Annotated in this window: 22 protein-coding genes and 1 pseudogene; 21 read left to right on the forward strand and 2 right to left on the reverse strand. The window is 34.7% G+C overall.

Going from position 1 to position 25,130, the window contains the following annotated elements:
* The first annotated feature begins 75 nt into the window (after positions 1 to 75).
* The 5 genes and pseudogenes from GKF99_RS07580 to GKF99_RS07600 form a co-directional block, all read left to right on the forward strand.
* Positions 76 to 246 carry a hypothetical protein gene (locus tag GKF99_RS07580; protein ID WP_154273050.1) on the forward strand — a complete coding sequence of 57 codons (171 nt, stop codon included), beginning with the start codon at positions 76 to 78 and terminating at the stop codon, positions 244 to 246.
* 12 nt (positions 247 to 258) lie between these two features.
* Positions 259 to 501 carry a DUF2700 domain-containing protein gene (locus GKF99_RS07585; RefSeq protein WP_154273051.1) on the forward strand — a complete coding sequence of 81 codons (243 nt, stop codon included), beginning with the start codon at positions 259 to 261 and terminating at the stop codon, positions 499 to 501.
* A gap of 163 nt (positions 502 to 664) precedes the next feature.
* Positions 665 to 1,633 (forward strand): DUF3137 domain-containing protein, encoded by a 969-nt coding sequence (locus GKF99_RS08855; RefSeq protein WP_172976433.1) that lies wholly within the window; start codon positions 665 to 667, stop codon positions 1,631 to 1,633.
* Between the two features lie 9 nt (positions 1,634 to 1,642).
* Positions 1,643 to 2,221: a LemA family protein gene (locus GKF99_RS07595; RefSeq protein ID WP_154273052.1), complete on the forward strand. Its 579-nt coding sequence runs from the start codon at positions 1,643 to 1,645 to the stop codon at positions 2,219 to 2,221.
* A 231-nt stretch (positions 2,222 to 2,452) separates the two neighbouring features.
* Positions 2,453 to 2,650: pseudogene (locus GKF99_RS07600) on the forward strand (cell wall-binding repeat-containing protein); the annotation flags it as partial.
* A gap of 105 nt (positions 2,651 to 2,755) precedes the next feature.
* Here GKF99_RS07600 and GKF99_RS07605 read toward each other — a convergent pair.
* The gene (locus GKF99_RS07605; RefSeq protein WP_154273053.1) at positions 2,756 to 3,664 is read right to left on the reverse strand and encodes a YegS/Rv2252/BmrU family lipid kinase; all 909 of its coding nucleotides are present in this window, start codon (positions 3,662 to 3,664) and stop codon (positions 2,756 to 2,758) included.
* Positions 3,665 to 3,734: 70 nt separating this feature from the next.
* Between GKF99_RS07605 and GKF99_RS07610 the strand changes: the two genes are divergently transcribed.
* The 7 genes from GKF99_RS07610 to GKF99_RS07640 all read left to right on the forward strand — a co-directional run bounded on the left by GKF99_RS07610 (position 3,735) and on the right by GKF99_RS07640 (position 7,114).
* Complete coding sequence (locus tag GKF99_RS07610) at positions 3,735 to 4,040, forward strand: hypothetical protein (protein WP_154254846.1); 306 nt, start codon at positions 3,735 to 3,737, stop codon at positions 4,038 to 4,040.
* Complete coding sequence (locus GKF99_RS07615) at positions 4,027 to 4,704, forward strand: DNA alkylation repair protein (protein ID WP_154273054.1); 678 nt, start codon at positions 4,027 to 4,029, stop codon at positions 4,702 to 4,704. The genes GKF99_RS07610 and GKF99_RS07615 overlap by 14 nt, the downstream gene beginning before the upstream one ends.
* Position 4,705: 1 nt before the next feature.
* Positions 4,706 to 5,185: a pyridoxamine 5'-phosphate oxidase family protein gene (locus tag GKF99_RS07620; RefSeq protein WP_154273055.1), complete on the forward strand. Its 480-nt coding sequence runs from the start codon at positions 4,706 to 4,708 to the stop codon at positions 5,183 to 5,185.
* A 198-nt stretch (positions 5,186 to 5,383) separates the two neighbouring features.
* Positions 5,384 to 5,584: a cold-shock protein gene (locus GKF99_RS07625; RefSeq protein WP_035108999.1), complete on the forward strand. Its 201-nt coding sequence runs from the start codon at positions 5,384 to 5,386 to the stop codon at positions 5,582 to 5,584.
* A gap of 109 nt (positions 5,585 to 5,693) precedes the next feature.
* Entirely contained in the window at positions 5,694 to 5,915 is a 222-nt protein-coding gene (locus GKF99_RS07630) for a hypothetical protein (RefSeq protein WP_154254843.1), read from the forward strand.
* A gap of 120 nt (positions 5,916 to 6,035) precedes the next feature.
* Positions 6,036 to 6,548, forward strand: coding sequence for a nitroreductase family protein (locus GKF99_RS07635; RefSeq protein ID WP_154254842.1), 513 nt, complete (start codon positions 6,036 to 6,038; stop codon positions 6,546 to 6,548).
* A gap of 23 nt (positions 6,549 to 6,571) precedes the next feature.
* Positions 6,572 to 7,114, forward strand: coding sequence for a flavin reductase (locus GKF99_RS07640; RefSeq protein ID WP_154273056.1), 543 nt, complete (start codon positions 6,572 to 6,574; stop codon positions 7,112 to 7,114).
* 25 nt (positions 7,115 to 7,139) lie between these two features.
* Here GKF99_RS07640 and GKF99_RS07645 read toward each other — a convergent pair whose 3' ends face one another.
* Complete coding sequence (locus GKF99_RS07645) at positions 7,140 to 7,685, reverse strand: TetR/AcrR family transcriptional regulator (protein ID WP_094207659.1); 546 nt, start codon at positions 7,683 to 7,685, stop codon at positions 7,140 to 7,142.
* A gap of 111 nt (positions 7,686 to 7,796) precedes the next feature.
* On the opposite strand from GKF99_RS07645, the gene GKF99_RS07650 reads away from it, so the two are divergent.
* The 9 genes from GKF99_RS07650 to GKF99_RS07690 all read left to right on the forward strand — a co-directional run.
* Complete coding sequence (locus GKF99_RS07650; RefSeq protein WP_154273057.1) at positions 7,797 to 8,498, forward strand: ABC transporter ATP-binding protein; 702 nt, start codon at positions 7,797 to 7,799, stop codon at positions 8,496 to 8,498.
* Position 8,499: 1 nt separating this feature from the next.
* A complete protein-coding gene (locus GKF99_RS07655) occupies positions 8,500 to 11,853 on the forward strand; it encodes an ABC transporter permease (protein ID WP_154273058.1) in 3,354 nt (1,117 codons plus the stop codon).
* A gap of 687 nt (positions 11,854 to 12,540) precedes the next feature.
* Positions 12,541 to 13,329, forward strand: coding sequence for a DnaJ domain-containing protein (locus GKF99_RS07660; RefSeq protein WP_154273059.1), 789 nt, complete (start codon positions 12,541 to 12,543; stop codon positions 13,327 to 13,329).
* A 1-nt stretch (position 13,330) separates the two neighbouring features.
* Positions 13,331 to 13,729, forward strand: coding sequence for an HIRAN domain-containing protein (locus GKF99_RS07665; protein WP_154254838.1), 399 nt, complete (start codon positions 13,331 to 13,333; stop codon positions 13,727 to 13,729).
* Between the two features lie 9 nt (positions 13,730 to 13,738).
* Complete coding sequence (locus tag GKF99_RS07670) at positions 13,739 to 14,458, forward strand: Type 1 glutamine amidotransferase-like domain-containing protein (protein WP_154273060.1); 720 nt, start codon at positions 13,739 to 13,741, stop codon at positions 14,456 to 14,458.
* Entirely contained in the window at positions 14,458 to 14,607 is a 150-nt protein-coding gene (locus tag GKF99_RS07675; protein ID WP_241673590.1) for a hypothetical protein, read from the forward strand. The genes GKF99_RS07670 and GKF99_RS07675 overlap by 1 nt, the downstream gene beginning before the upstream one ends.
* A 37-nt stretch (positions 14,608 to 14,644) precedes the next feature.
* Positions 14,645 to 15,079 carry a GNAT family N-acetyltransferase gene (locus GKF99_RS07680; RefSeq protein ID WP_154273061.1) on the forward strand — a complete coding sequence of 145 codons (435 nt, stop codon included), beginning with the start codon at positions 14,645 to 14,647 and terminating at the stop codon, positions 15,077 to 15,079.
* 741 nt (positions 15,080 to 15,820) lie between these two features.
* Positions 15,821 to 17,689, forward strand: a complete 1,869-nt coding sequence (gene faf, locus GKF99_RS07685; protein ID WP_172976434.1) for an adhesion factor FAF — start codon at positions 15,821 to 15,823, stop codon at positions 17,687 to 17,689.
* An 842-nt stretch (positions 17,690 to 18,531) separates the two neighbouring features.
* Positions 18,532 to 25,130: YPDG domain-containing protein (locus GKF99_RS07690; protein WP_172978604.1), on the forward strand; the 6,599-nt coding region annotated here is incomplete at its 3' end.

Raw genomic sequence — 25,130 nt, forward strand, 5'->3', positions numbered from 1 at the left:
CAGTTTTTTTATTGCAATCATTGACACGTTAATTTACTAAGAATAAAATCTAATTGAGAGGAAAAGGGAAAATAAATGAAAATATTAGAATCTATACAAAAAGATTCACTTATTGTCATAAAAATGGCCACGAAAATACGGCAAAACCAAAATGAAGACGAATTAAAATTAGAAGGAGAATTTAAAGAAATTCTACAGTCAGATGAAGAATCAAACAGGATTATTTGTTTTAAGAAAAATTTATAAATTGGAGAAGATATGGAAATATTTAAAATACTTTTACCAATGATTATAGTAGTGATATTAGTCCTAATCGTCATCAAAAAATCGAAAAAACAATCAGATAAATCCGATGATAATTATATGTCACTTGGAATGGCGTTAGGAATGATGCTAGGCGCGGGTTTCGGAACTGCTTTTGGGAAAGACAACATCGCGACTTTTATATCAATCGGGATGCTTTTGGGTATGGTTATAGGAATGAGCATAACAAAAAAATAAATTTATACGTAGAAGACACTGGTATGAAGGTGTCTTTTTTATGTTGTGTACACAATAAATATGTGTAAAATATTTGTAAAAATATCAAAAATCAGTATAAATAGCTTATTTTTCGCGAATAATCGGGTATAAATATAAATAAATACAGGTGCAATTAAAGTGAGTGAAAGGGAAAGCAGTGAGGAAAAAATACAGGGATAAATTCACCAATCCCGAAATCGTAAAACGAATTAAACAAATAGAAAATTCTCCACAAATGCAATCAAAACTACATTCAGTAAAAAATAGAATGAAAAACAACATCATTAATCCATTTGTAATAGTAATAGGAACTATATTTTTATTTCTTGTATTAAGAGCGATGCTAGATATTTATTCGCTTCTTGTAATGGCTGCTATAGTGTATTTTTGGAACAAATATTCAAAACAACGAAGAAATGAACTTGCAAAATCCTATATTGATAATTTCCTATTACCAGTGTTGAATGAAATCTTGCCGGATACAACAATTGATTATTCTAAGAAAATTGATGTGAAAGTAATGAAAAGGCTGGTTCCTGATTCTGAGTATTATTTTGGAAACTGCCACATAGTATTTGGTGATGATTACAAAACAGAGTTTTCTAATATGGAAGCTTTCACAGAAACTGAAGATAGCGAAGGACACACACGACAAATTATCGATTTTTGTGGACAGGTTTTGATGGCAAAATTTGACACTAAAATAAATGGACACATAAGAGTAGTTCCCATAAAAAAAGGTAAAGTACTTGGGTTTAGAAATCATGGAAACTACGGCAAGAAAACAAAAATAGAAAAAGGAATTGAGACGGAATCCATTGAATTTAACAACTCATACGCAATATATTCAACAGATGATTTCTACACAAGACTAATTCTAGATCCTAAAATTATAGAGTTATTGAACGATTGGAAAGAGAAAATGAGAGTGTGCTTATACATGAATGAACAATACATCTCCGTATCATTCGAATCAAATGCGTTTTTATTTGCATTACCACAAACGAAAAAACAAGTTGATGAATTGTCGCTTTCAACAGAGTACGAAAAAGTTAGAGAAAAATTATCTGGATTTTACTCTCTAATAGATATAATAGGTGAAAAATTATAAGGAGAAATTATGGACAGATTTTTAAATTCGGAATTCACAGCAATTGGAATAATTGCATTAATCATTTTTATAGTATTAATTTGGTGGGTAAAAACATCGAATAGATTTAACCGATACAAAGTCGTTATAGACGAATCCAAGAAAAACGTGGACATAGCATTAGCCAAAAGATACGACACAATTTGTGAAATGATAAAAGTAGCCAAATCATACGCAAAACATGAAAGCTCAACTTTTTCGGATGTAATTAAACTTCGACAAAATGCAAATATCAAAGAATTCAACTCCGCAATACAAAATCAAGACCGTGAAATCAGCAAAATATTTGCACTTGCAGAAGCCTACCCGGATCTTAAATCGTCACAAGAATTCATCAATCTACAAGATGAAATTAGCGACGAAAATGAACAATTAGCCGCTGCAAAAAGAATCGTAAACAACAATATCAGCATAATAAACCAAGAAATCGTGTCTTTTCCAAAATCAGTTGTCGCAAAATCTAAAGGGTTGAAAGAAATGGAATTTCTTAAAGAACAAAACATAGACAGCAAAAGATCGATAAATGAATTCGACTACGACGTTAAATAATTAGAATAAGTAAAAATATAGGGGATAACTTCTGGGATTGTAACGATCTTGGAAGTTTTTTTGTTGGAAACTGTAAAAAGAATAGACAAAAAAGATGTGAGAAAAAACATTGAAAAAAATATATATAAGGAATACAATATAGATAACAAAAGATTTTTGCAATTATAAATTTGCGAAAGTCAATAAAAAACGGAGAAAAGTATTTGAAGACAAGCCTTCGTAGCAAGAGGCGAATTATTTGCCGATGCATTGGTAACATCTCAAGTAGCAGCGATCCACAAAACACCAATCTTATTAGTTAGCAAGAACGGAGCTTCAAAAGAATTAAGAGACTACGTTAATAAAACAATCGACTACTTTATCATAGTAGGTGGGGAAAAATCTATTCCAAATTCAGTAGTATTAGAATTGGAAAAAGCTAGTAAATAATAGCACACAAAATCAGAGCTGATTAAAAAGCTCTGATTTTTTAATGAGTAATTTTAAAATTTCTTAAATTGTCCCAAATTTTGTGCTATATCCGTGACAAAAACTCTATTTCTTCCTATAATCGCAAACTTTAGCAAATCGCAATGCTTTTGGAACCACTTCAAAATCCAAGAAATCAGTCGTGAAGATTTCTCCATCGACATTGACCATTAATTCTTTTTCGAATTTGATACTTCCTTTAGTCAATTTTTGAAAATGAATAAGAGGATGTGACAGATGAGCACCTTTTTTGTATTTAAAAATCAAAGGAATTATCTTGTACAATGGCATTGTTTCTGCCAAGCACATTTCCAACACTCCATCGGTCAAATTCGCATATGGTGAAGGATTGAACCCTCCTCCGTAGAAACCACCATTGCAAATGGCACCTAAAAGATAATATCCTTTCAAACTAACCTCTCCGTTTTGTCCGTTGCTTGTACTAGATTCCAGCTTGTATTTTGGAATTTTAAATATATTTTGAAAAACGGCAAGTGGATATGCATTTGCCCTGAGTTTTGGGTTTTTCTTCAACAAATTATACGCAGAATTTAAAATCACTGTATCAAAACCGAAACTTAGCACGTTCACACAATATCTTCCGTTGACTTTGATTAAATCGATATCGTCGATAACGGGCTTGATTGTGTTTTCGATTTTGAAGTTTGAATAATCGAAATTCTTAGAGAAATCATTCGCTGTTCCCGATGGAATAAGTCCCACACTGAACTTAGCATTGATTTCTTTCATTTTATTTATTACTTCGTTTAATGTTCCATCTCCTGAACACACATACAAAACGACGTCCGAACAATCGCAATATTTTTGAACGATTTCACAAGCGTGGTTTTTGTGTTCTGTTTTTATTATTGTATATTTCAAATTATTGCTTGAGTAACACTTCACAATTGAGTGCTCTAATTCTGAGAATGAGCCTGCTCCGGCCTTGCTACTCAACAAAAACACGTATTTCATTTAATCACCATTCATATTATAATATAAACATAAATACCTGTACATAGAATTTTACGCAAAGGATGATATCATGAATAAATTTGTTTACAATATAATTTACGTTCTGATAGTCGTGGCATTAATCGCTTTATTCGAAAGAATTTTTAGAAATCGAAAAAACAACCCTACGCTCAATAAAGTCTACAAAATAATTGTGGGAATTTTCTGGATAATCGCTGTACTCGTAACGGTTTTGTTGTACTGGGCAGGTTACGGATACTTCAAAGAAGGAAATCCATCCGTTGCGACAAAACTTTTTGTGTTTGGAATTTTGATGACTGTAAGCGTTGGTTATAAGATTTATACTTTGATTGGAAATAAAAATGGAAATAATTAATGAACTTAAATCTCTACAAGATGTTAAATATCGTGATTTTCAAGCAAAACTAATTCCTAATATCGACAAGTCAACGATAATTGGAGTTAGAATGCCTGATTTGAGAAAATTAGCCAAGAAAATTGACGAAAAACAATCGCAAATTTTCATGGAAGATTTGCCACACACATACTACGAAGAAAATATGCTTCATTCTATTTTGATTTCTAATATGAAAAGTTACGACGATTGTATAGATCACTTGGAGAGATTTCTTCCATTTGTAGATAATTGGGCAGTGTGCGATTGCATTTCGCCAAAAATTTTCACCCAAAATACCGATAAATTAATCGGAAAAATAAAATTGTGGGCACAATCATCTCACCCTTACACCATTAGAGTGGCTATTTGTCTTTTGATGAAATATTTCTTGGATGATGAGTTCAAGGTAGAGTATTTGAAAATAGCGACTGATATCAGAAGCGAAGAATACTATGTAAATATGATGATTGCGTGGTTTTTTGCGACAGCATTGGCAAAACAATGGGACGATGTTGTATTCGTGTTGGAAGATAATTTGCTGGAGAGTTGGAAACACAATAAAACCATTCAAAAAGCGAGGGAAAGTTTCAGAATAACACCAGAACAAAAACAATATCTAAAATCGTTAAAGAAAAGGAGATAAAATGCGAAGAAAAGATCGTGAAATTACAAGTTTTGATGAACAATTGAAGATAATTGATGCGTGTGATGTATGTAGGCTTGGACTTATGGATGATGAAGGCTATCCGTATATTTTGCCGCTGAATTTTGGATATGAAGTGATTGACGATGAATTGGTGCTGTATTTTCACGGAGCGTTGGAAGGATACAAATACGAACTAATCGACAAGAACAACAAGGCTTCTTTTGAGATGGATTGTAATCACGATTTGTATTCCAATAGAGAAATAGGATACTGCACGATGAATTATTCGAGCATCATGGGCAAGGGTGTAATAGAATATGTGACAGATCAGCAAGAAAAATTCAAAGCACTAACTGTGATGACGGACAAATATCATACAAAACATTTTGAATTCAATCCGAAGGCAATCCCGAGAACTAGAGTTTTTAAATTAACAGTCACATCTATGACTGCAAAACATAAAGAAATGAAAAAATAAACTTATAAAACACAAAAACTATTAATCAAAAATGCTTGACAGTATAACTTTTAAGTTGTATACTGAAAAAGTAGTAAGTAATTAAGGTAGTGAATCAAAGTTTTGTAAAATATTTTATTCTCTTAAATTAATTAGTTATCACAAAAAATAAAATTGTACAGTGGTACGGTTATTCTACGGAATAACAAGGAGGATATTATGAGTAACGGAACAGTTAAATGGTTTAATTCTACTAAAGGATTCGGATTTATAACAGGAGAAGACAACAAGGACATTTTTGTTCACCAAAGCGCAATCCAACAAGAAGGATTCAGAACATTAGAAGAAGGACAAAAAGTTTCCTACGATGTTGAAGCTTCTGAAAAAGGCGACAGAGCAGTTAACGTAGTTAAATTATAATACAACAAGGTTCAATCAATTTTGGTTGGACCTTTTTTTATTTTGAAAAAATGGGTATAAATGTACTGTAGGAACGTCGAAATAATTTTAAATCAAGAAAGGACACAAAATGGCAAACACAGAACAAAAAATTATGGATTTAATTCCAGAAGAATTGAAGAACAAATTACCAGGATTTTTACAAGGTAGTGCACTATCAGAAATAGTAAACAAAGTAAAAGAACAACACCCTGATCTTTACAAAAAAGTTGAAGAATCAGAAGGTCAAATCCCAGAAGATGTAAAACAAAAATTGACAGAAGTTTTCAATAACTTCATTCAACAAAAGTAATTAATAGGATATTCCAGTACGCGTGAAAATGTGTACTGGTTTTTTGTTTGTCAAAATATTACAATATCTCATAAATGTGATATATTAGTATTAGATTTTAAAAATTACGGGAGGAATAATATGGATTTTGAAGAAGTAATCAAAAATCGATATTCTTGCAAAAAATATAGCGACAAAAAGGTCGAAAAGGAAAAATTGGACAAGATTTTGGAAGCTGGAAGACTAGCTCCGACAGCGAAAAACTTGCAAGAACATCACATTTATGTAATACAATCAGAAAAAAATTTGAAGAAAGTCGACGAAGTGACACCTTGTAGATACGGCGCAAGTACAGTTTTGCTTGTAACCTTTGACAAGACAAACGTGTTTACATATCCTGGTGATAGAAGAGATTCCGGAATAGAAGATGCGACAATTGTCGCTACTCATTTGATGCTTGCAGCGAAAAACCAAGGATTGGAAAGTTGTTGGATTAATTTCTTGGATCCAGACATCACACACAAGAAGTTCCGCCTTCCAGCAAAAGAAGAAGTGCTAATGATGCTAGACATAGGCTATCCTGCTGAAGATTCTGAAATCAATCCACTTCACGACAAAAGAAAAGATTTGTCAGAAACAGTAACATTTATTTAAATCGCAAAACGAAAGGAAAACTAATGAACAAAAGAAAAATCGACGTAATGGACTACGCATCAGACATTGTAAAGGAACTTCCAAAAGGAATATTTTTGAACACGAAAGCAAACGGCAAATTCAACAGCATGGCGATTGCATGGGGAACAATAGGCTACAATTGGAACAAGCCAGTGTTTGTTTGCTACGTTAGAGAAGGAAGATTTACCAGAGAATTATTGGATGCAAATCCAGAATTCACAATCAGCGTTCCAATCGGATCCTACGACAAAAAGATCATGAAAGTTTGTGGCAGCCAAAGTGGAAGAGATGTTGATAAAGTAAAAGAAGCGAATCTCACACTCGTTGAGCCCGAAACTATTTCTGTAAATGGAATCAAAGAACTTCCTTTAACTATTGAATGCAAACTTCTTTATCGTCAAGAACAGGATTTGTCCCTACTTCCAGACGATATTTTGAACAGAAGTTACCCACAAGATGTCGATAGCTCCAATCCTGGCTCCAACAAGGATTTTCACGTAACATATTTCGGAGAAATAGTCGACAGTTATATAATTGAAGATTAATCGCAAAACGACTCAGTCACACTGGCTAAGTCGTTTTTAAATTGCTCACTTGATAGAAATAATTTGCCAATTCTTCGGTGCTTTCCACGCCACCTTTTCTAATCCAATGTAAAATAATTCCCGAATTTAACGACAAGAAAACCTCCGTCGAATAATCTTTTGGCAAAAACGGGTGATTGTCAATCGAATGCTTCAACTCCGGAAGTGTTTCAATCAACGCCAACAAAAACTTCCTCAACATATCGTTGATGTAGTTGTAGCTATTCATCGTCAACGCGTAAATAAAATCAAAATCATCCTTTACATAATCGATAACTTTTTTGATGATATCGTATGAATATTTACTGCCAACTTTTTCCGACGTCAAAATCTCCTTCAATTCCTCGAAGATTTCCTCCACCAAATTATCCACCAAATCCATTTTATCATCGTAGTGCAAATAAAAAGTTCCACGATTGATGCTAGCCTCTTTCGTCAATTCGCTCACCGAAATATCGTTCAAACTTTTTTCGTTCAACAAAATCGTCAACGCATTTTTTAATTTGTCCCTGGTATCTGTTTCTCTAATCATAAAATCTCCTTAAATCAACAAACTGTTCACTATTGTTTTGTTACAATTCTACTTTTAATATAAAATAATTTATAAGATAAATCAACACATTGTTCATATAAGAGGTGAAACATGGCATACATTGAAATGAAAAACAGCTACAAACGCTACAAATCAGGACAATCTGAAATAATTGCAAACAACGACATATCATTTGAAATAGAAAAAGGAGAATTGGCGATAATTCTAGGCTCATCAGGAGCAGGCAAATCAACCGTCTTAAATATTCTCGGTGGAATGGATACTAATGATGAAGGAAATGTACTAATAGATGGCAAGGACATCAGTACATTCAACGAAAAAGAACTCACAAATTACAGAAGAAATGACGTGGGATTTGTGTTTCAATTCTATAATCTTGTTCCCAATCTAACTGCCAAAGAAAACGTGGAGCTAGCATCTGAAATCGTAAAAGATGCGCTCGATGCAACAGAAGTCTTACAATCAGTTGGCCTTGGAGAAAGAATCGACAATTTTCCAGCACAATTATCAGGAGGAGAGCAACAACGTGTCGCAATCGCACGTGCAGTTGCGAAAAATCCTAAGCTATTATTGTGTGACGAACCAACTGGAGCTCTCGATTATCATACAGGCAAGCAAGTTTTGAAAATCTTGCAAGATATGGTTAGAAAAGAAGGGGCGACTGTTGTTATCGTTACGCACAACCAAGCGTTGGCGCCGATTGCAGACAGAGTTATTCATATGCACGACTCGAAAATTCGTGATGTCGTAATGAATGCAAATCCACAAAACATAGAAACGTTGGAATACTAAAATGAAGAAGAAAACATTAAACAAGACGATTTTCAAATCATTTATAGAATCTAAGGGACGATTTTTGTCGATAATGTTGTTGATGATGCTTGGATCCATGACACTTGTCGCACTCAAAGTCACAGGCCCAGACATCGACAAATCGGCTAACAAATACTACGAAGATTATAATTTGTCAGATGTTAACGTCATCAGCGATTACGGAATCACGACAAATGATGCGAAGGAAATCGATCAAATCAAAAACATCGCAGACGTTGAGTACGGATATTTTTCAGATGCGACGATAGATGATACTCCAACATCATTCAGAATTTTTTCTAATACTAAAAACATATCTAAGTTTGAGCTAGTAAGTGGCAAATTTCCACAAAAAATCGGAGACATAGCACTTACAGATCAATACAAATCCAAATACAAAATCGGAGATAAAATAAAATTAAAAGAAAAAGACGAAGACAGTAAGATTTTGAAACAGGAAGAATTCACAGTAACGGGATTCGTCAATTCTACAGAAATTGTCTCCAAGACCGCTTTGGGAAATTCTTCTGCGGGATCTGGTAACTTGGAAGGCTACGCAGTAGTAACACCAGATAACTTCGACACTGATGTATACACAATTGTGCGTACACGCTTTCACGATGTGCGTGGGCTTAATTATACAGACTCTGAATACACCAGAAAAGTCGACAAACATCAGAAACAACTCGATGAAATACTGAAAGATAACGGCAAACAACGACTCGAAGAAATAAAATCAAAGGCGAATGACAAAATCACAAAATCCAAGAAGAAAATCGAAAATGCGAAAAAAGAAATAACTGATGCAGAGAAGAAATTATCCGACGGACAAAAGAAAATCGACGACGAAAAAGCAAAGCTAGTATCGGCACAAAAACAAATCGCAGACAAGGAGTCTGTAATCAAGAATTCAAAATACCAAATCGAATCAGCAGAAAGTCGTCTTCAAGCAACCAAGAAACAATTGGACGATGCGAAAATTCAGCTTGAAAACGGACAAAAACAATTGGATTCTAAGAAAAAAGAAGTCGAAGCAAATAGAAAGAAGCTATCACAATCAAAAACAACACTTGATGCCACAAAAGCAAAGCTTGATTCATCAAACGCACAAATCCAACAAGGAAAAGCAAAGCTACAACAGGCAAAACAAAACCTTGAACAAAAGAAAGCAGAACTCAAAAAACAGGGAATAAATCCTGAAATTGTTCCAGAAATCCAACAAGCTGAAAGTTCAATCGCAGAACAATCAAAGATGATACAACAATCCGAAGCTCAGTACAACCAAGGATTGGCGAAGTACAATCAGGGATTTGAACAATACAAATCTGGAATGAAAAAAATTGATGAATTTGACTCGGCACAAACTAAACTTAACGAAAAGAAAAAGCTCTACCAAAATTCTGTTGCGAAATACAATTCTGGACGCAATCAGCTTAACGCATCCAAGACAAAATACCAAAACGGAATTGCACAGCTGAACTCATCAAAAAGACAAATTCAAGAAGGACTGAACAAAATTTCATCGTCACAAAAAGAACTTGACGACAATAAAAAAGAATTTGAAAATGAAAAGAAAAAAGCCGACGACAAAATCCAAGACGCAGAATCCAAAATTCACGACGCACAAATAGAAATCGACGGATTATCGTTGCCAGAATATTCGACATACACGAGAAGGACAATGCCGGGTGGCGACGGAATCAAAATGGTCGAAACGACATCATCGGGAATTACGAAAGTAAGTAACTTATTCCCAGTAGTCTTGTATCTTGTCGCAGCGCTAGTAACAGTAACGACAATGACGAGATTTGTCCAAGAAGAACGAAACAATGCAGGAATTCTGAAGGCATTGGGCTACAATGATACTGATGTCATCAAGAAATTCGTGTTGTACGGACTAATCTCTGGAGGATTGGGCACGATTTTGGGAACGCTACTTGGAACGTACGTACTTCCGTACATTTTGTGCACGTCGCTTTTGGCAAGTATGACAATACCACCAGTCAAATATTATTTTTCATTTAAAATACTCGGACTATCGGTGCTATTTGCAATAATTTGCAGCGTGCTACCAGCAGTTTACATCTCGGTCAAAGAACTACGAGAAACTGCGGCGCAGCTCTTGCTTCCAAAACCACCGACAAAAGGCTCCAAGATTTTTATGGAAAGAATCACACCATTGTGGAGCAGAATGACATTCACGCAAAAAGTCACAGCCAGAAATATCTTCAGATACAAGCAAAGAATGTTCATGACGATATTTGGAGTTGCAGGGTCTGTCGCGCTATTATTCGCTGGACTAGGAATCTCATCGTCAATCAAAGGAATCCAGACCAAACAATACGGACAAATCATCCAATACGATGCAGTAGTTGCTAAGAAAGATTTTGTAACAGAAAAAGAACAAGCAAAGATCGATCAATTAATAAAATCAGATGATATTCAAGGCTACATTCCAATCCACTTTGAAAATATAACGAAAAACATCCCGGGAATTGAAGACGAACAAACAATAACCATGCTTGTCACACACGCCGACACATTTTCGCCATATATCAATTTGGAGCACAAAAACTCCGAAGACGCACTCAAAATAACGAATGACGGCATAGTTATATCGCAGAAACTAGCCGATTTGATGAAAGTGAATACAGGCGACACGATAACGCTAAAAGTTGCAAACCAAGACAGAAAATTCAAAATCGCACAAATCACCAAAATGTACGCTGGACATTTTATCTTCATGAGTGATGATTATTTTGCAAAAATTACGAATGATAAACCGACAAACAACAGCTACTTCATTGCCCTCAAAGACAAATCAAAAACAAACGTCGAAAAAATCACAGCGAAATTCATGGCGTCAAACGGAATCAAAGCCGTATCACAAAACACCAACGTCATCATCCAAGTTGAATCGATGACAAACTCGCTCACGAAAGTAATGACAGTGCTAACTATAATGTCGCTATTACTTGCAATAGTAATTCTGTATAACTTGACCAACATCAACGTAGCAGAAAGAATCAGAGAATTATCCACGATAAAAGTATTGGGATTTTTCAACAATGAAGTAACCATGTACATCTATCGTGAGACAATCTGCTTGTCGATTATTGGAATAATCGCTGGAATATTTGGTGGGAAAATACTCCACAAAGTAATCCTCGAAAAAGTTGCACCAGCGGAAATATTCTTCAACCCAAACATCGAAGTGTGGGTATATATCCTACCAGTGATTTTAGTAATTGTTATACTCTACGCACTAGGAGTAATAGTCAACCACAAATTGAAAAAAGTAGATATGCTTGAAGCATTAAAATCAGTAGATTAAATAATAGAAGTAGAAAACCGTGTTTACACGGTTTTCTACTTTTTTCAATTCCACATTTTCGCACCACACATACATCACACAGGGACAGGGAAACACAAAAACTCGTAAAACGCTCATCTGTCTACAAAAATTGATAAATTCATCGCTTATGAAACTAAAATCGCAAACTCGCTGACGCTCAAACAGTGCGATTTTTTAACGTTTCACTTCGCTAGAATTTATTCCAATTTTTTCCGAATGATTCGCTTATTTACGATGTTTTTGGTTTGTTTCAATGCTAAATTATTTAGCAAGCATTCTCCATCTACTTTTTTCAATTCTATAAAAAAGGGAGAGGGGGTTTCGCAGGACGTATACATCACACAGGGACAGGGAAACACAAAAACTCGTAAAACGCTCATCTGTCTACAAAAATTAATAAATTCATCGCTTATGAAACTAAAATTGTGAACTCGCCTTCGGCTCAAACAGCACAATTTTTAACGTTTCATTTCGCTAAAATTTATTCCAATTTTTTCCGAATGATTCACTTATTTACGATGTTTTTGGTTTGTTTACTAAAATCAGAGTCACAGGGCGTATACTTTTTTCAAACACTATCAAAACACTAACAACATTTCACCCCACACCCCAAAAGCCCCAATATTGTGGTAAAATAAACTAAAGAAATTATCGGGGGAGAAGGCTATGATTAAAAAAATCGTTAAGGTGGATTACAATGACAAATACGACGATGAGCTCGACAAGCTCAGAGTGTCTGTGTCGATGCTTTTACTTGAACGCGATAATTTGTTGTTTCATGAATGCAAGAATATTGAAGCTGAATACGTTCTGAAATTCGGAAAGCTTGAATACAAGGTCTATGAAGCGGAATGTGAGTATCGCAGGCTGAAAAGAAAGCTGGAATTAATTATAACTTCTCGCAACCACAACGAGCCTATCGATTTGGATACGATTGACGAACAACTTGAGAAAGAATTGGAGGAATTCTACAAGATACTTAACGCTAAGCTTGGAGAAATCGAAGATGCGAAAATTCGCCAAGGATTACCGCGATTATCCGTTGAGGAAGATAAGGAACTAAAATCGCTCTACAGAAAACTAATTAAAAAACTACACCCAGACATGAATCCAAATGTCACAGAATACGAAAAAGAACTTTTCAACAAGGTTGTAGAGTGCTACGAAAACGGGAACTTGCTTGAACTACAAATGATAGAAATATCATTGGAGGACAAATCAATCACAGTCGAAAATTCCCTTGAAGAAAAACAAAGGCTCACCAAATTAGTTGACAGACTCACCTCACAAATTCAAGAAATCAAATCGACTTATCCATATATATTAAAAGAAACATTGGTAAACAAAGAAAAAACCATCGAACAATACAAGGAACTTAACGAAATGTACGACAGGTATTCTTATGAAATACAAATATACACCGAAGAAATCGAAAACTTTCTAAAAGAGGAATAAAATGAGTGACATCATAAAAAAGAACAACGATTATTTGAGAATAAAATACACTGATGGACATGGCTTAGCTGGAATCAAACCATTCCAACGTGATATTTTGCTGTTCGATACGCATATCGCAGGGACCACACACATCGAAGGAATGGACGAATTAGAAAAGCACATCCACATAGGAGATAGGCTGGAATTTTACAGACAACAGGACAACCCCTACGATGCTAACGCCATCGAAATCAGAAACGATATGAACGTAAAGATTGGATACGTACCAAAAGCTGACAACATTGTATTTTCACGATTAATGGACGCTGGAAAACTACTCTACGGTAAAGTAATATCCAAGGAAATATTGGATAATTGGGTCAAAATCCAAATCGAAATATATTTGCACGAAATATAGGAGAGCGAAATGAACGTGATACTTACAAGCGACATAATGTCTTCTGACAAAAGACAACTTAACAGCCAAAATGGTTTTGTCGACAAAATCCACGAATACGTAGAGGATATCTACTGTCTGTACATTCCATCAGATCCACACACACCACTTTTAACCAACACAATAAGCTCACACCACAAAAGAGCCTTCGAAAAAAGTGGATTCACTGTAAAAGACTGGGAAGTACTATCCATTTACAAAAAATCGATCATACAACAGCTAATATCAAAATCTAACCTCATAATACTGGCGGGAGGTCACGTTCCCACACAGAACAAATTCTTCCACCACATTCATCTTCAAAAATACATCAAAAACTACGACGGACTAGTGATAGGAATCAGCGCAGGAAGCATGAATTCAGCATCAGAAGTATACGCACAGCCAGAAAATTTTGGCGAAGTCAAATCCACTCACTACCGTAGATTTCTCAAAGGACTAGGAATTGTGGATATATCTGTACTTCCACACTACAAAGAAATCAAACACCAACGAATCGACAACCAACGAATCATGGAAGATGTAACACTACCAGACAGCTACGGAAGAAAATTCTACGCCATAGAAGATGGGGCATACATCGTAGCCACAGAAAACATAATCTACGGAAATTGCTACGTCATAAAAGATGGTAAAATAAAAAAAGTATGTAACACTGGACAATCCGTAAATCTACGAGGAGTAAATTAATGACAGAATTTTTCAGATACAACGAAGATGCCTACACCAATATCAACATAACATTACTAAGACTATCATTAGTCCTAGTAATTTTTTTGGCATACAAACTCAAACACACAACAAATCATTTAAGAATCGACAACCAGAACCACAACTGACTATCCAACAATAATCGCACAATTTCTAGGAGAAACAATGAACACAATCATCAAACCATTCGACAAGCTCACAACACTAGAACTATTTAACATCTACAAACTCCGAGTCGATGTATTCGTAGTAGAACAACAATGCCCGTATCACGAAGTAGATGACATCGACACCATCAGCCACCACATATATTTGCAAAACGACAACTCAAAAATCTTGGCTTACTGTAGATTGTACAAAATAGAAGACACATTCCACATCGGAAGAGTAATCGCATCAGAAAGACTCAAAGGATACGGAACACAAATAATGAAAACAGCAATAAAATTTGCAACAGAAGAACTTCACGCAGATACCATAATTATAGAAGCTCAAACCTACGCCATGAACTTCTACGAAAAATTAGGATTCACTCAAACATCAGAACCATTTGAAGAAGATGGAATCCCACACATACAGATGAAATATATTGTACGTTAAAACACGACAACACACCAAGGGCAACAAACTTGGTGTTTTTTCTTTGAAAAAAATAAAAATATGAGAAAAAATTACAAAAAAGTTACAAAAATAAATCTCATTTATACTAACAGTACCGATAGATAACATCAAATAAACAGATACTTTAGCATAACAGCGTAAATACGAAACATCTGACATAAATCAAACGAATTCAAAATCAAATAACTTTGTGCTATAAGTACCACTGCTAGAAAAATTACGATCATAATTTTGGTAGAAAAATATTTTCAGTTATATCACAATATTCACATAACAACACTTCTAATAATTACCACACGAACATATAATAGTATATAGAGAAAGAAATCGAAGAAAATTAGAACATAAAAATCAAAACAAACTCAAAAAAAATAATTTAAATTAAGCGAAATCTACCAATACAAACTAAGAAAAACCAAGAATAAATACATCTAATATCAAAAAAATATAAAAAATCCATTAAAAATATGTAAAAACACAAAAATTTCCCTAAAAAAGGTTGAAATTTTAATTCATTATAGTATAATAAAAGTTACATAGACACACGTTATCATTTAGTGAAAGTTTACTAAGTTATATTTTAGACAAATCTGCACTAAACTTTTGTTAAAAAGCTTGATTTATTAAATTATTTGATTTAAAATATAATTACAGATAAACAGTCATAAATGATATAAGTTTAAGTTTATGAAGGTTAAAAATTTTAGGAGGAATAAACCAATGAAATTAAACAAAAAATTATTGACAGCAGCATTAGCTGGTGCTTTAATCGTAACAGCAGTTCCAGCAAGCACATTCGCTGAAAAGAATTCTGCAGAAAATTCTTACACTGAAGAATTAAACTTAACTAAAGAACAAGCAGCTGCTAGATTGGATGAATTAGCAAAAGAAATCGCTGAATTATCAAAGAGAAGAGCAGCTATTGTAACTCAAGAATGGGCTTCAGGCCAAACTTCTGAAGGTCTAATTGAAAAATTACAAGCTCAAGAAGCAGCAGCAAAAGCTAAATACGAAAAAGCAAAAGCTAACTACGAAGCAGCTACAAAAGCTTGGGAAGCAGCAAAAGATGCTGAAGAAAAAGCTAGATTAGCTAAAATTGCACAAAAAGATAAATATGACGCTAAAGTTGGAGAATATTACAAGCAATTAAAAGAAGCAGAAGCAACTCGTGATGCAGCTAAAAAACAAGCTCAAAGAGAATACGATACTACAATTGCTAATATGCAAAGAAAATTCGAATCAGCTTCAGCAGCAGCTGATAAAGCATTGATTGAATTACACGCAGCTGAAAAAGCATTAGAAGAAGCAGAAGCTCAAAAACCAGCTGATGAAGCGCACATTACTGAAGCTAGAAAAGCTGTTGAAAATGCTAAATTAGAATTAGCAAAAGCTAATAATGCGGCTGAAAAAGCATCTAATGAAAGAACTGATGTTAAAAAAGCAGCAAAAGCAACTTTAGAACAAGCTGAAAAACAAGCTGATACTTTATATCAAGCTAAAAAACAAGAATTAGATAAAAAATATATCTTAAATGATAACTATGGAGATGCTGCAGCTGAATTAACTAAAATTGAAAGAGAAACAAAGAAAGTTAATAAAGCATATGATGATGCAAAAGCTAATACAAAAGCAGCTTATGAAAGCTATTTAGCAGCTAGAGATGCTTATGACAAGGCTTCTAAAGAATATGCAGTAGCTAATCAAAAAGCATACAAAGTTACTGAAGAATTAAAATCAATTGAAAAGAAATTAAAAGAAAAATATGTTAGAATTAACATTATCTTAAAAGATCAAAATCAAGGAATTAATTCTTTAACTGGCAAGTTAAATGCTGACATGATCAAAGAACTTGAAAACTTCTCACAATTAAGCAAGAGTGAACAAGCTGATGCAATTGCTAAGTTACAAAAAGAATTAGATAAACTTAAAGAAGAATACGATAAAACTAAAGACGAAATCAAAGAAGTTAAAACAGTTTACACTTACAAATTCGCAGTAAAAGACACAGCTGGTAAAGGTGTACAAGGATTAACATTAACATTCTCAAACATCGAAGATCGTTCAAAAGTTTACGTTGGAACTTCTGATGAAAACGGAGACATCATTGTTAAAGGTATTGCTGAAGGAACTTACAAGATTACAGTAACTAAAGTTCCAACAGGATACAAAGTAGTTCAAAAAGGTAAATTAGTTTCTGAAGTTAAAGGATTATTCAGACCAGAAGCTGAAGTAAAAGCTGAAAATAACGTTGAAGAAATATCTGAAAAAAAAGAAGAAGCTAAAGATAAAGAAGTTGAAATTCCTGAATATGTAACTATCAAGGGTGGAAAAGAAGACAAAAAAGAAGAAAAAGATGACGAAAAAGTTATCGAAGGTGGAACAATCGTAGTTGAAAAAGAAAAAGACAACGAAAAGAAACCAGAAGACAACAAAAAACCAGAAAAAGAAGATAACAAAAAACCAGCTAAACCAGCTAAAGAAAAGAAAGCATTACCAAAAGCAGGTGCAGCAGCTGAAGCAGCTACAATAGCAGCAGCAGCAATGGCTACTATGGGTGGAGCTTATCTTTCACTTAAAAAACGTAAATAATTTACGCAAATAGATTATACTAAAAAGATTTAGAGAGGACGTCAGTCCTCTCTTTTTTTATGTAATAGATTGGTAACTTAATTTGAAATAAATTTTCGGGTTAAAAAAATTCTGTCCCAAAATGTCAAAAATCATAAAAATTCATATTGATTGAAAAACCACTTTATTTTTGTGAAAATATTGATACTTTTATTTTAATTAAGTCTAATTACTAATTTAGATTGAAAATAATAATTCATTTTACAATTTAAAACCAAATAGAATTAACATTACTAGTGAAAAAATAATGTTTAAAACAATATAAACTTAACAAATCAAACAAAAATTTAAAATCTTTAACTAATTTCAAAAAAACCATAATTTTTAAAAGAATAGGTGTTTTTTACTAAATGTGATAATTAGGAATATAAAAGAATAACGATACATTATTTAGCACGATAAAAACATATGCACAAATGTTGTCATAGACAGGTTGATTAACATGTAATCCCTATGAATCAGGATAATTCAACAAATAATAGATTTGTTTAATTTGCTTCCATTATGCTTGCATTTTTTATTCATTGTGGTAAAATATCCATACGAAGAGTTGATTTTTTTATTTAATGTTAGAAAACTTTTGAACAAATCATTCCTTTTGTACATTAGTTTACAAGCCGATTTCCGGGCTTTTCATTATTTAAAAAATAAAATTCTAAGTTCACAATTGTTGTGGTTTGCTTTTTAAAATGAGTTTAAAAGAGAAATATTACAAAAAAGTAACAATTTTTAATACGAAATTTTATTTTTGTTACAAAAACCAACCACCCAATAGAGAAAATATTCTAAGAAAGGAAAATGTAATGAATAACAAAAAGATATTTGAAAAAATCATTACCGAAAAAAGAGCCAAAAGCTCTAACGAAAGACCAAAATATGGTCTTAGGAAACTAACAGTAGGTGTAGTTTCATGCCTTTTAGGTTACATGATGTTCTTCACCCCAAACGTTGTTGCAGCTGAAAAAGTTGACCAACCACAAGCTGTAGAAGCTACAGTTGAATCAACGGAAGTTGCAAACACTGAAAACGTTGAAGAAGAATCAGAACAACCAAAAGAAGAAACTGCTGAAATTGCAGAAACTGAAAAACCAGTTTCTCACGTAGAAGCTTATTCTTCAAATGCAAAAGAAACAAATGCACAAGAGAGAACTGTTAGAACAACTGCAGAAGAAACATCTGAAGCAACAACTGAAGAAACAGCAGAAAAAACTACTGAATTCAAATTAACAGAAGAACAAAAGAAACAACTTTTTGACGCTGGATTTGATGAAGAACAAATCCAAAAGATTGAAAACGACATTAAATTAGAACTAGAAAAAGATGCTAATTACGATGTTGAAAAACACATCAAAGATGCTATAGAAAAACTAAATCAACCAGAATTAACATTAGCACCAAAAGCACCAACAACTGGAGTTAGAGATGCTGCACCACCAGAAGACACAGACACAACTTCAGATGCAAAAAATGCAGTACACGGATATGTCGGTGTACAAGTAGGCGATGATGTAAACAAAAATTTGGCTAAAGCAGACAAAGGTCAATTTATACCAATGGAAGGGGTTAGAGTTTACTTCCAATGGTTTGAAAAGAAGGGAAACAGAGTTTCGCCTGTATACGCTGCAACATCTGATGCTAGTGGACAATTCCACATGAAGATAAAACCATATATCGGGGATGATGGTAAACTAGTTAAATTTGATGCCGATACAACTTCATCAGCAGGGACTGAATCTTATAAGTTCTGGGTGGATAAATCTACTATTCCAGCAGGTTATCAACTTCAATATTCAACAGGAGAATCTGTTGAATTCAATGCTGTCGGTTCACCTGGTGTACCTGGTGTAGCTGGTGCAAGTAGCTATATAATACCTAATAAATTGACTGATTTTAAAGTCCTTTTAATGGAAATTCCAAAAGAAGACTTGATGCATAAAGAAGCAACTCCAACAGGTCCACAAATATACCCAGATCCAGTTTTGAATGTTGGTCAAGGTGCTGTAAGAGGTAAGGTGTCTTGGGACTATGAATCTGCAGGCGGCATCCAATGGGGTATTGTAGCAACTCATACATCACCAGCTCCAGATGTAAAAGTTAGAGCATCTTATTTATCTGACTACGCATTAAAACAAATTTTTAGCGCAGAAACTGCTAATATGTTAAGTTTATCCAAACCTAGTGATATTCGTGGTTCAGGATGGACTTTTGCACTTGAAAAGCAATTGCAAGATTGGATAAAAGAACAAGTAGCAAAAGAACCAGACAAATGGATTGCGGAAACCGTAAGCGCCGTAACCAATGCTGAAGGTGACTACAAGATTCAATTTAATGGTACTTGGGGACCAGAAAGAAATGGTGTAAATGTTGCTGAATATACTGCACCAAAGGGATGGACTCAAGAACAAAAAGATCGCCTTGGAACCGTTGCTAAAAATGCCACAGATGGTTCTTTCTTAACTGGTGCACTTGACAAGAATGAAAAACACGTAAACTCTGATTGGTTATTCATTTCCGCAGAAGGCACTGACAAGTTAAGAGTTATGACACCTTGGAACAACAACTGGTACACAGGTTCTAACAATGCTTGGGGTATCCACGGAGGTTGGGCACAAGCAGCATTTGGTGTATCCACAGTCCAAGCGGCAAATAGTACAAGAGCAGACTTTGCATTAGCTCCAGCTGAAATCAAGTTTAATATAACAAACTACGACACTGGTCTTAACACAGCAACACCGGGTGATGAAGCTAAGACAGAAACAAAAGGACTCCCTTATAAGAACACATCCGATTCATTTAGAATTGTTTGGTATGATGCAAAGGGAAATGTAGTTAAAACGGAAACTGCAACTAAACCAAATTCTACAGGGGATTTCCCAGAAGCAACTTATGATACAACAGGTGTTACTGAAACAACAACTTTTACAGCTAAGTTATATAGAGTTGATGCTAAAGGAAACAACGGTCAATTATTGGCACAAGACTCATTTACTGTAAAAATCAGTAAATTAGTAGTTTCAGCACATGATGAAGTAAACATTCCTAACCCCGGCGCCAGCGATGATTCTATGAAGGGTGCAACTTATTCAGCTGAAGGTCTTCCAAAAGGACTTACAATTGATCCAAATAACGGTACTATTTCTGGTAAAGCAACAAAACCAGGTAAATATACTGTAACTATAAAGACATCAGTACCTGATAAAGATTCAGGAGAAGACGCAGTAGGAACTTCTCAATACGTCGCTTTAGTAACAGATTCGCCATTAAAAGATGGTAATGTAAACAGTGCTTATAGTGAAACTATTAAACCATTAGAATCTGAAGGCTATGTATTTAAAAATGTAACAGCTAAATTTATTGATGGAAAAGCTATTGATGGTTTAACTATAGCAGAAGATCAAATCTCTGGAACACCAACAGTAAAAGTTGAAGCTACCCAAGAAGATCCAAACGTAGAAGTAACTTATGATATCTATAAATTAAATGAAAAAGGCGAAGAAGTCCTAATCAAAAAAGGTCATGTAGACAGAGTTCCACTTTCAATCAAAGACGGTGAAGCAACTAACTATGAGCCAAAATATGAAGCAGTTGATGGAAAAGTTGGTACAGAAGCTACAGTAAAAGCTCCAACATTTACTGATAAAGATGGAAACCCAGCAACACCAGAAAACGTAACTTACGAATTAGGTGAAGGTGCTCCAACAGGTGCAAAAGTTAATGCTGACGGTAGCGTAACTTATACACCAGTTGACGGAGATGCAGAAAAAGCTGTTAAAATTCCTGTAGTAGTAAAATACTCAGACGGCTCAACAGATAATGTTAATGCAGTTATTAATGTATCCAAAAAATCAACAACAGCCGATAAGGTAAAAGAACTTGGTGGAGTAAATCCTCAAACAATCAAAGTTTGGAAGGGTGATGACATTGATTGGCGTCATGGTGTAATACCAGCCGATGGTAGTAATTCAGATGCAGTAAGGAAATTACTAGAAGCAGCAACAATAACAGATAATGGTGGAAGAAATTCTAATGAAGCTGGAAAATCTGAAGGAACATTAAAAGTAACATTTACTGATGGCTCTTTCATAGAAGTTCCAAAACAAATGTTAACCGTAAGCGACCACATAGTTACAATCGACCCTAATGATCCAAACTCACCAAGTAAAGACGACTTACCAAGAGATAGTATAGAAGTTAGATTTGTAGCTTCAACAGGTGTAAAGGAGGTCAAAACTACTGGAACAACATACGTTAAACCAGGAATAACATTTAAAGATACAGACTTCCCACAAGTAACATTTGAAGATGGATACAAAGCCCCAGTAACGTGGACACCAGAAAATCGTATAATTGATATTGACAAACCAGGATATAATAAAAGAGGATACTTTAGATTCACAGCAAAGGCTACCTTAGAAGATATCATAGACAGAACAAACAATCCAGATGCACCAACACCGGACGGATATGTAAGAGTAACATTTAAAAATGGTGATGGAGTAAACGACATTGCAAACAACAAAGTATACGATGTAAAAGAAGGAACAGCATTACCAGCTGACAAGTATCCAGAAGTAAAAGCAAAAGATGGATACGAAAACCCAACATGGTCAGTAGCACCAGGAACAGAAATAACAGCTGGTAACGCAACAATCACAGCGACAGCAACACAAAAAGCACCAGAACAAACAACTGCTGATAAGCTAACACCATCATACGAAGATAAAGATGGAAAAGCAGGTGTTGAAGTAACAACAGATGCACCAACATTTACAGATAAAGACGGACAAGCTACAACAGCACCAGAAGGAACAAAATACGCATTAGGTAAAGGTGCTCCAGAAGGTGCAACAATAGACGAAAACACAGGAAAAGTAACTTATACACCAAAAGAATCAGAAGCTGGCAAACCAGTAGAAATTCCAGTAGTAGTGACTTATCCAGACAAGTCAACAGACAACGCAAAAGCAAAAATCACTGTAGCAAAATTAGACGACATCATAGACAGAACAAACAATCCAGACGCACCAACACCGGACGGATATGTAAGAGTAACATTTAAAAATGGTGATGGAGTAAACGACATTGCAAACAACAAAGTATACGATGTAAAAGAAGGAACAGCATTACCAGCTGACAAGTATCCAGAAGTAAAAGCAAAAGATGGATACGAAAACCCAACATGGTCAGTAGCACCAGGAACAGAAATAACAGCTGGTAACGCAACAATCACAGCGACAGCAACACAAAAAGCACCAGAACAAACAACTGCTGATAAGCTAACACCATCATACGAAGATAAAGATGGAAAAGCAGGTGTTGAAGTAACAACAGATGCACCAACATTTACAGATAAAGACGGACAAGCTACAACAGCACCAGAAGGAACAAAATACGCATTAGGTAAAGATGCTCCAAAAGGTGCAACAATAGACGAAAAAACAGGAAAAGTAACTTATAAACCAAAAGAATCAGAAGCAGGAAAACCTGTAGAAATTCCAGTAGTAGTGACTTATCCAGACAAGTCAACAGACAACGCAACAGCAAAAATCAATGTAGCAAAACTAGATGATATCATAGACAGAACAAAGAATCCAGATGCACCAACACCAGAGGGATACGTAAGAGTAACATTTACAAACGGAGACGGTGTAAACGACATTGCAAACAACAAAGTATATGATGTAAAAGAAGGAACAGCATTAACAGCTGACAAGTATCCAGAAGTAAAAGCAAAAGACGGATATGAAAACCCAACATGGTCAACACCAGCGGGTACAGCTATAAGTAAAGACAATGCAACGATTACAGCTACAGCTACTAAGGTAAAAGAAACTTCAGCAAAACCAAAAATCAATGATGTAACTGCAAATGACCCAACAATAACTGGTACAGGTGTTCCAGGTTCAAATATAGTTGTAACAAAAGGCGAAGATATCATAGGTGAAACTACAGTAAATGATGACGGAACTTGGTCAGTAAAAGTTCCAGATGGAACAACACTTGCAAAAGGTGATGAACTAGTAGTAACACAAACTGAAAAGGATAAAAAACCAGCGGATGCTACAACAACTGTAGGAGAAAAAACTCCAGAAGCTCCAGCAGCACCAAAAGTAGAAGCAAAAGACGATGGATCAGTAACAGTAACCCCACCAACAGACGAAGATACAAAAACAGTAGAAGTAACTTACACACCAGAAGGTAAAGATACACTAGAAACTGTAGTTGTAACAAAAGGTGAAGATGGAACATGGAGCGCACCAGAAGGATCTGGCCTAACAGTAGACCCAGCAACTGGAATAGTAACAATCCCAGCTGACAAAGTAAAAGACGAAACAGAAGTAACAGCTATAGCAAAAGATAATGCTGGAAATAAATCAAAAGAAGGCATTGCTACAGCAGGCAAAAATCCAGTTGTAGAGATGACAGAAGCTCCAAAAATCAACCAACCAAAATCTTTTGATACAACAGTTACAGGTACAGCAACACCAGGTGCCACAGTAGAAGTAACTCTACCAAATGGAGAAAAGAAAACTACTACAGCAGATCAAGAAGGAAACTGGACTGTTGAAACACCAAAACTAGAAAAAGATACTAAAATAACTGCAAAAGCAACAGAAGAAGGTAAAAAGCCATCAGAAGAAACTAAACAAACAGTAGCTCCTTGGAGTTCATTATTTACAGCAGAAGGTGGAGAGCTAGTTGTATCAAAAGGTAAAGATGTAAATGCTCACGATGTTTATAAAAAAGTTAAGTTAATCTTCAAGGAAAATAACGGTGAGTTTGTAGTTGGCGAAGATAACAGAATCCTTCTACCAATAGGTAATGATTCTCATGCTTGGTTATATGTAGACCCAGCAAAATTACCAACAAAAGATAGTAAAGTTGGTCAATATACTCAAAATGTAACAATCACTTATCCAGATGGTTCAAAACAAATAGTTCAAGTTGTTGTTAAGGTAGTAGATAAAACAGATGCACAAAAGAACCCAGCAGTAGCACCTGAAAAGACAGAAGTTAAAGATAAGACTGCTCTTACTCCAGAAGAAAAAGCAGAAGTAGAAAAGAAAGTTAAAGACAAGAATCCAAAAGCTGAAAAAGTAGAAGTAGGAAATGATGGATCAGTAACATTAACATATCCAGACAAATCTACAAACACTTTAACTCCTGAGCAAACAGTAACTGAAAAAGCAAAAACAGATGCAGAAAAGAATCCAGTAGTAGCACCTGAAAAGACAGAAGTTAAAGATAAGACTGCATTAACAGATGCAGAAAAGAAAGAAGTAGAAGGAAAAGTTAAGACAGCTAACCCAAAAGCTACAAAAGTTGAAGTAGGAAATGATGGATCAGTAACATTAACATATCCAGACAACTCAACAAACACTTTAACACCTGAACAAACAGT

The sequence above is a fragment of the Finegoldia sp. BIOML-A2 genome (genome assembly GCF_009678315.1).
GTDB lineage: Bacteria > Bacillota > Clostridia > Tissierellales > Peptoniphilaceae > Finegoldia > Finegoldia magna.